General features: G+C 58.3%; 4 protein-coding genes. All 4 read left to right on the forward strand.

Annotated features, from left to right (window positions below; genetic code table 11):
* The coding region (locus ABIZ35_RS07120; RefSeq protein ID WP_348219187.1) for an RICIN domain-containing protein at positions 1 to 1388 on the forward strand (1388 nt) is incomplete at its 5' end.
* 437 nt (positions 1389 to 1825) lie between these two features.
* Positions 1826 to 3616 (forward strand): RICIN domain-containing protein, encoded by a 1791-nt coding sequence (locus ABIZ35_RS07125; RefSeq protein ID WP_348219188.1) that lies wholly within the window; start codon positions 1826 to 1828, stop codon positions 3614 to 3616.
* A gap of 93 nt (positions 3617 to 3709) precedes the next feature.
* The gene (locus ABIZ35_RS07130) at positions 3710 to 5671 is read left to right on the forward strand and encodes a beta-1,3-glucanase family protein (protein ID WP_348219189.1); all 1962 of its coding nucleotides are present in this window, start codon (positions 3710 to 3712) and stop codon (positions 5669 to 5671) included.
* Positions 5672 to 5980: 309 nt separating this feature from the next.
* On the forward strand, positions 5981 to 6591 hold a 611-nt coding region (locus ABIZ35_RS07135), incomplete at its 3' end, for a DUF4964 domain-containing protein (RefSeq protein WP_348219190.1).

Raw genomic sequence — 6591 nt, forward strand, 5'->3', positions numbered from 1 at the left:
CGGTGGGGACGCTGAACGCTCCCACGAGCTTCGCGGAGTACGATCCCAATACCAATGCGTTCACGCTGATCTCGGGTCCGACGGGTCAGACGGACGGGGGCGCTCCGTATAACACGCGGCTGCTGGACCTGCCCGACGGCAGCGTATTGTTCTCGAACGGCGGCAACCGCCTCTATACATATCGCCCTTCAGGCGGCCCGATCGCGGCGGCGAAGCCGACCATCACCAACGTGGCGCATAACTTCGATGGCTCGTATCAAGTCAGTGGGATGCTGCTGATGGGCATCTCGGAAGGCTCGGAGTACGGCGACGACGCGCAGGAGGCGACCAATTATCCCATCATGCGCTTCACGGCGTCGAACGGCAGCGTGTATTATGGGCGGACAACCCGCTGGAACACCACGGGCGTCGCGAAGGGCGGCGCGATCCAGAGCGCCCGCTTCACCACACCTCCGGGAATGCCGGCTGGCAGCTATTCGCTGCAAGCGGTGACCAACGGCGTTGCCTCGGACCCGATCCCGTTCCCGTCGTCGGAAGCGTACTTTATGATCGTCAATCAGACCAGCGGCAAGTGTCTGGATCTGATTGGCGGCAGTACGGCCAACGGCGCCGTGACCAATCAATGGACCTACGATTACAATGGTCAGAATCAGCGCTGGGCGCTGCAGCCTACGGAGAACGGCGATCACTTCAAATTGATTTCCTGGGTCTCCGGCAAAGCCGTCTCCGTTTCCGGGGATTCGACGGCGAACAGCGCCCAGCTTTGGGCGTGGGACTATAACAGCGACCCGAGTCAGCAGTGGGATCTCGTGGATGTCGGAAACGGCTGGTACAACATCAAGAATGTCCGCAGCGGACTGCTCATGGATGTCTCCGGCTCCAGTACGGCCGACAACGCTAAGATCCAGCAGTACGCCAACACCAACAGCGGCGCTCAGCGGTGGCGTTTGCAACCGTGGGGCAGCTACAATATCCGCGCCGCCGGCGGACGGTACATCTGCGTCCAGGGCGCCGGCAGCACGAACGGCAGCCCCATTATCCAGTACGACGGCCAAAACAATCCCTGGTTCAAGTGGACATTCACCAGCGAGGGCGATGGATTCTATGGCCTGTTCAGCCTCAACGCGCCGACCCGTACGATCAGTGTTGTGAACGGCTCCGTCGCGGCGGCGGCCAACACGCAGCTCTGGGACTACAACGTCAACAACGTCGGCGATCAGAAGGTCCGGATCTTGCCGAAAACAAGCGGCAAGTTCAAATTCTACTTCAAACATGATGGGATGAGCTGGGATATGCCTGGCGGCAACACCGCTAATAACGTCCCGCTTCAGCAGTATCCGGACAACGGATTCCCGTGGCAGGAGTTCTCGCTGGAACGAACGCCTTAGCCGAGATTCCAGCGCAATCAGCACTGAGGGGAGCGCGGACCGATGCACAATGTCCGCGCTCCTCGGTTTTTTAACATTTCAGGGACAAAACGCCCTATCGCCTTCTGGTTCTCTCCGCCTGCCTGGCATTGTCAGAATTTGGCGCCAAAAGTTTGTTCTATTTGCGCTTGACAATATCCTGAGTTGGTCCTATAATGGGGATCGACGGCAATAATTACAGGCGTATATGAATATGCACTTTTAGATATTATTGCAGTCTATGATTTCTCTATGCCGTGGAGTTAGGCGAAGCATCGCTTTGCGTATTCGTAAGCCTATCCAAAAATGGCTCGACGGAAGCGTATACGATGTGGATTGCGCGGAGACTGTTCGGATTTCGGTTCTGTGATAGATTGCGATGAACGCAAAAGATAACAGCGATTGAGAGAGGGACAAAGATGACACTCAAACACTTCTTACGCGCGGCCCTGCTGGTCCTCACTTGGAGCACGATCGGGGCGCCAGGCGTACAAGCCGCCGTCAAAGTTGTTGGTTACGCCACTTCCTGGTCCGGTGCGGCGGCCGACATCCAGTACAGCAAAATCACGCACATCAACTACGCCTTTCTGCTGCCCAACTCCGACGGCAGCGTCCAGGCAATCGACAACCCCGCCAAGCTGCAAAGCATCGTTTCCTCCGCTCACGCCAATGGGGTCAAGGTCATGATCTCCGTCGGCGGCTGGATGAACGGCGATCCCAGCCCCTTTGTCAACCTCTCCGGCAACGCCACATCGCGGCAGAACTTCGTCAACAACGTCGTCAACTTCACCAACCAATACGGGCTGGACGGCGTGGACATTGACTGGGAGCATCCCACCAGCGCCACTTCCGGGCTTTACGGAACGCTGATGAATCAGCTTGCGAGCGCGCTGCATGGGCAGGGCAAATCGCTGTCGTCCGCCGTGGTCTTCGGCGGCGCGGCGGACCCGATTCCCAGCAGCATCTTCGGTAGCGTCGATTGGCTCAATGTCATGGATTATGACAACAACAACTTCGATCACTCCACGTATGCATCGGCAGTTTCCGCGCTGGATTACTGGAGCGGGCGCGGACTGCCGACGGCCAAGACCAACCTGGGCGTTCCCTTCTACAGCCATCCCGGCTCTTACACCTTCGCGCAGTTGCTGAGCATGGGCGCCGATCCGAACGCCGATGTCTGGAACGGACAGGGATACAACGGCATCGCAACGATCAAGGCGAAAACCAACCTCGTGTTCGACCGCAGTGCGGGTGGGATCATGATCTGGGAGCTGGGTCAGGACGCCAGCGGCGCGAACTCGCTCGTCAGCGCCATCGACAGCGTCGTGAAGCAGCGGCAGGGGACCACCAACACGCAGGCGTACTTCATGATCGTCAATCAAGGCAGCGGCAAGGCTTTGGATTTGATCGCGGGCAATACGGCCAATGGCGCGAACACCAACCAGTGGTCCTACGACTACAACGGACCCAACCAGCGATGGGCGCTGCAGCCGACCGCCGACGGCGCGCACTTCAAACTGATCTCGTGGGTCAGCGGCAAAGCCGTCTCCGTCGCCAATAACTCCACCTCCAACAGCGCGCAGCTCTGGGCCTGGGATTACAACAACGACCCAAGCCAGCAATGGGACTTAGTCGATGTCGGCAACGGCTGGTACAACATCAAGAATGTCCGCAGCGGACTGCTGATGGATGTCGACGGCGGCAGCACGGCGGACAACGCGAAGGTCCAGCAGTACGCCAACACCAACAGCGGCGCCCAGCGCTGGCGCTTGCAGCCATGGGGCAGCTACTACATCCGCGCGGCCAGCGGACGCTACATCTGCGTTCAGGGCGCTGGCAGCGCGAACGGCAGCCCGATCATCCAGTATGACGGTCAGAATAACTCCTGGTTCAAGTGGACATTCACCAGCGAAGGCGATGGCTTTTACGGCCTGTTTAGTCTCAATGCTCCGGGCCGCGTGCTTTGCGTGAAAGACGGCTCCTACGCCGCCGGATACAACACGCATTTGTGGGATTACAACCCCAGCAACGCCGGCGACCAGAAGCTTCGCATCGTTCCCAAGACCAACGGCAAGTTCAAGTTCTACTGGAAGCACGACGGCATGACCTGGGACATTCCCGGCGGCGCGACCGGCAACAATGTCAATCTCCAGCAATACCCCGACAACGGTAATTCCTGGCAGGAGTTCGGCATGGAGCGAATTCCCTAACAGCGCCCACAACATTCGACCTATCTCAGAAGGGGCGTTAGCGCCGTCTCTTCTGTATTCCTCACTCAAACACGCAAAGGACGAAAGGCAACGATGAAACTCAACCTCTTCGCGAAGACAGCCTTGACGATCGTGGGTCTTTTCACGATCGGGGCGCCGAAAAGCCAGGCGCAGGCGCCGGGCAATCAGCCCTACTTTATGATCGTCAATCAGAACAGCGGCAAGTGTCTGGATCTGATCGGCGGCAGCACGGCCAATGGCGCCGTGACCAACCAGTGGACTTACGATTACAATGGACCGAACCAGCGCTGGGCGCTGCTGCCTACCGAGGGCGGCAATCACTTCAAATTGATTTCGTGGGTGAGCGGTAAAGCCGTCTCCGTCGCCAACAACTCCCTCACCAGCGGCGCGCAGCTCTGGGCCTGGGATTACAATAGCGATACAAGTCAGCAGTGGGATTTAGTCGATGCGGGCAACGGCTGGTACAACATCAAGAATGTCCGCAGCGGTCTGCTCATGGATGTCTCCGGCTCCAGCACGGCGGACAATGCCAAGATCCAGCAGTACTCCAATACGAACAGCGCGGCCCAGCGCTTTCGACTTCAGCCGTGGGGCAGCTACTACCTGCGCGCCTCGACCGGCAAGTACGTCTGTGTCCAGGGCGCGGGCAGCACGAACGGCAGTCCGATCATCCAGTACACCCAGGAGAACAACCCCTGGTTTAAGTGGAATTTCACCAGTGAAGGCGACGGCTTCTACGGGCTGTTCAGCCTCAATGCGCCGACCCGTACGATCAGTGTCGTGAACAGCTCCGTCGCGGCGGCGGCCAACACGCAGCTCTGGGACTACAACGTCAACAATGTCGGCGATCAGAAGGTCCGCATCGTCCCGAAAACGAACGGTAAGTTCAAGTTCTACTGGAAGCACGACGGCATGACGTGGGACATCCCCGGCGGCAACGCGGCGAACAACGTCAACCTTCAGCAGTATCCCGACAATGGAAACTCCTGGCAGGAATTCGGCATGGAGCGGGGCGATGTTGCAATCGGCGGCGGCGGCGGCGCGAACTCGATCTACTCGGTGCCGGTGTCGTCCATTCCCACGCCTGTCGGTACTGGTTCGGTTTCCCTCCGAGTGATGAACGGCACCAATGGCGTCTATCCCGACACCCAGGTCTACTGGGGCATCATCGGACAAAATCCGGCCAACGGCAACAAGTGGTCCTATCTGGATCTCAACGGCAACCTTCAGCCGATCTCTCTGGCGCTCAACGATGCGTCGGGACATCTGGTGAAGGGCGGCGTCAACTACGCCAATATCTACCACACGGTCAGCCAGCAGCAGTGGGTCAACCTGCCCAAAATTACTGCGGCGCGTATGTTCCTTAGCGTCGGCTCCCCGTGCTACATCAAGACCTTCGACAATGGGTTCGCCGGTCCGGACATCAATAACTCGGCCGATCCGAACGCCAACGTTTACTTCGACTTCACGGAGTTTACGCTCGACCAGTATGGATATCACGGCAACGTCACTCGCGTGGACATGTTCGGATTCCCAGTCCAGCACCGCGTGGTCAACATGGCTGGCGACTTCGACCAGACGGTCGGCGAGCTCGAATCGGAGACCCGTTCTGGGATCTTCAGCGAGTACCAGAACGAGGTTCCCAACGAGTTCAAGAGCCTCGGAACGGTGCAGGCGCCCTATCGCATCGTCGCTCCGAACCACGGATCGTTCGCGGCGGGGCAGCCCAACGGCAACTACTTCGCTTCGTACAGCAGTGTCTCCACGCAGGATATCTTGCTGGGGGTTGGCGGCGCGGCGGACCCGGCGACATGTGCGGCGCTCAACCGCCACGTCTACACGAACCCGCAGTCCACGTGGGGCAACGTGGCGTCGTACTATCAGGCAGCTCCGGCGAACTACTACGCCAAGTTCTGGCATGTTCACGCGATCAGTGGTCTGGCCTATGGCTTCCCCTATGATGACGTGAACAATCAGGCGGCGTATCTGACGCCGACAAATCCCAAGGGGATTATCTTCCGCGTTGGCTGGTAATACAGCCGCTCGGTTCTCAATCTCGACAGAGAAACGTCGACAGCGAGCTCCATCCTATTGGATGGAGCTCGCTGTCGTCTTCGACTAACTTTGGTTCCAGTGATCGTCAATTTTGGACAATCGCTGTGGTTTTGTGCAATCCATGCTTGACAATTCATAAGAATGATTTTATAATATTGTACGTTTAGGCAGCAAATTCCAGATCGCTGTCCCCGGACATAGCGCCTTTAGCCCTCATTGCTATTATTGCCGCTATTCTCTGACCTCGCTGCATCGTGTTCGCCTTTTGGGAATACAAAGGATCATAGAATGACAACTGTGTCGAAGAAAGCTGTAGGGATCGGAGCGGTTGCGGTCGCCGTCATCGCGGCCGGCGCCCTTTCGCTCAGCAAATCCCCGGTCGTCGACAAGACGATTGGAGCACTGACGCTCACTACGCCCGCCGCCGCCGCCACTTCCGCTCTGCGTCCGCCGGCCACGCCGCTTGTGGCGAACAATCCGTTTTTTAGTATCTGGTCCAAGGCGGACCATTTGAATGATAAGACGACGCAGCACTGGACAGGCCGGGATCAGCCGCTCGTCAGCCTTATTCGCGTTGATGGCAAAGCGTATCGCCTGATAGGCGCGACGCCTGCCAGCGTCGCTGCGCTTCCCCAAACGAGCGTGCAGGTGCTGCCGACCCGCTCGATCTACCAATTCGCGAATGGGAATATTCATGTTAGTCTGACCTTCACCACGGCATTCCTGCCCAGTGACTTCGAGGCGCTGAGCCGTCCGCTTACGTACCTGACGTGGGATGTGAACTCTGTGGACGGCAAGACGCATGCCGTTTCGATCTACGACAGCATCGGTGGCCTGATTTCGGTCAATAACCAGGATGAGCCGGTGACCTGGAAGCATGAGACATTCGGCCCGGTCAC

Source organism: Capsulimonas sp., assembly GCF_039929585.1.
Classification (GTDB): domain Bacteria; phylum Armatimonadota; class Armatimonadia; order Armatimonadales; family Capsulimonadaceae; genus Capsulimonas.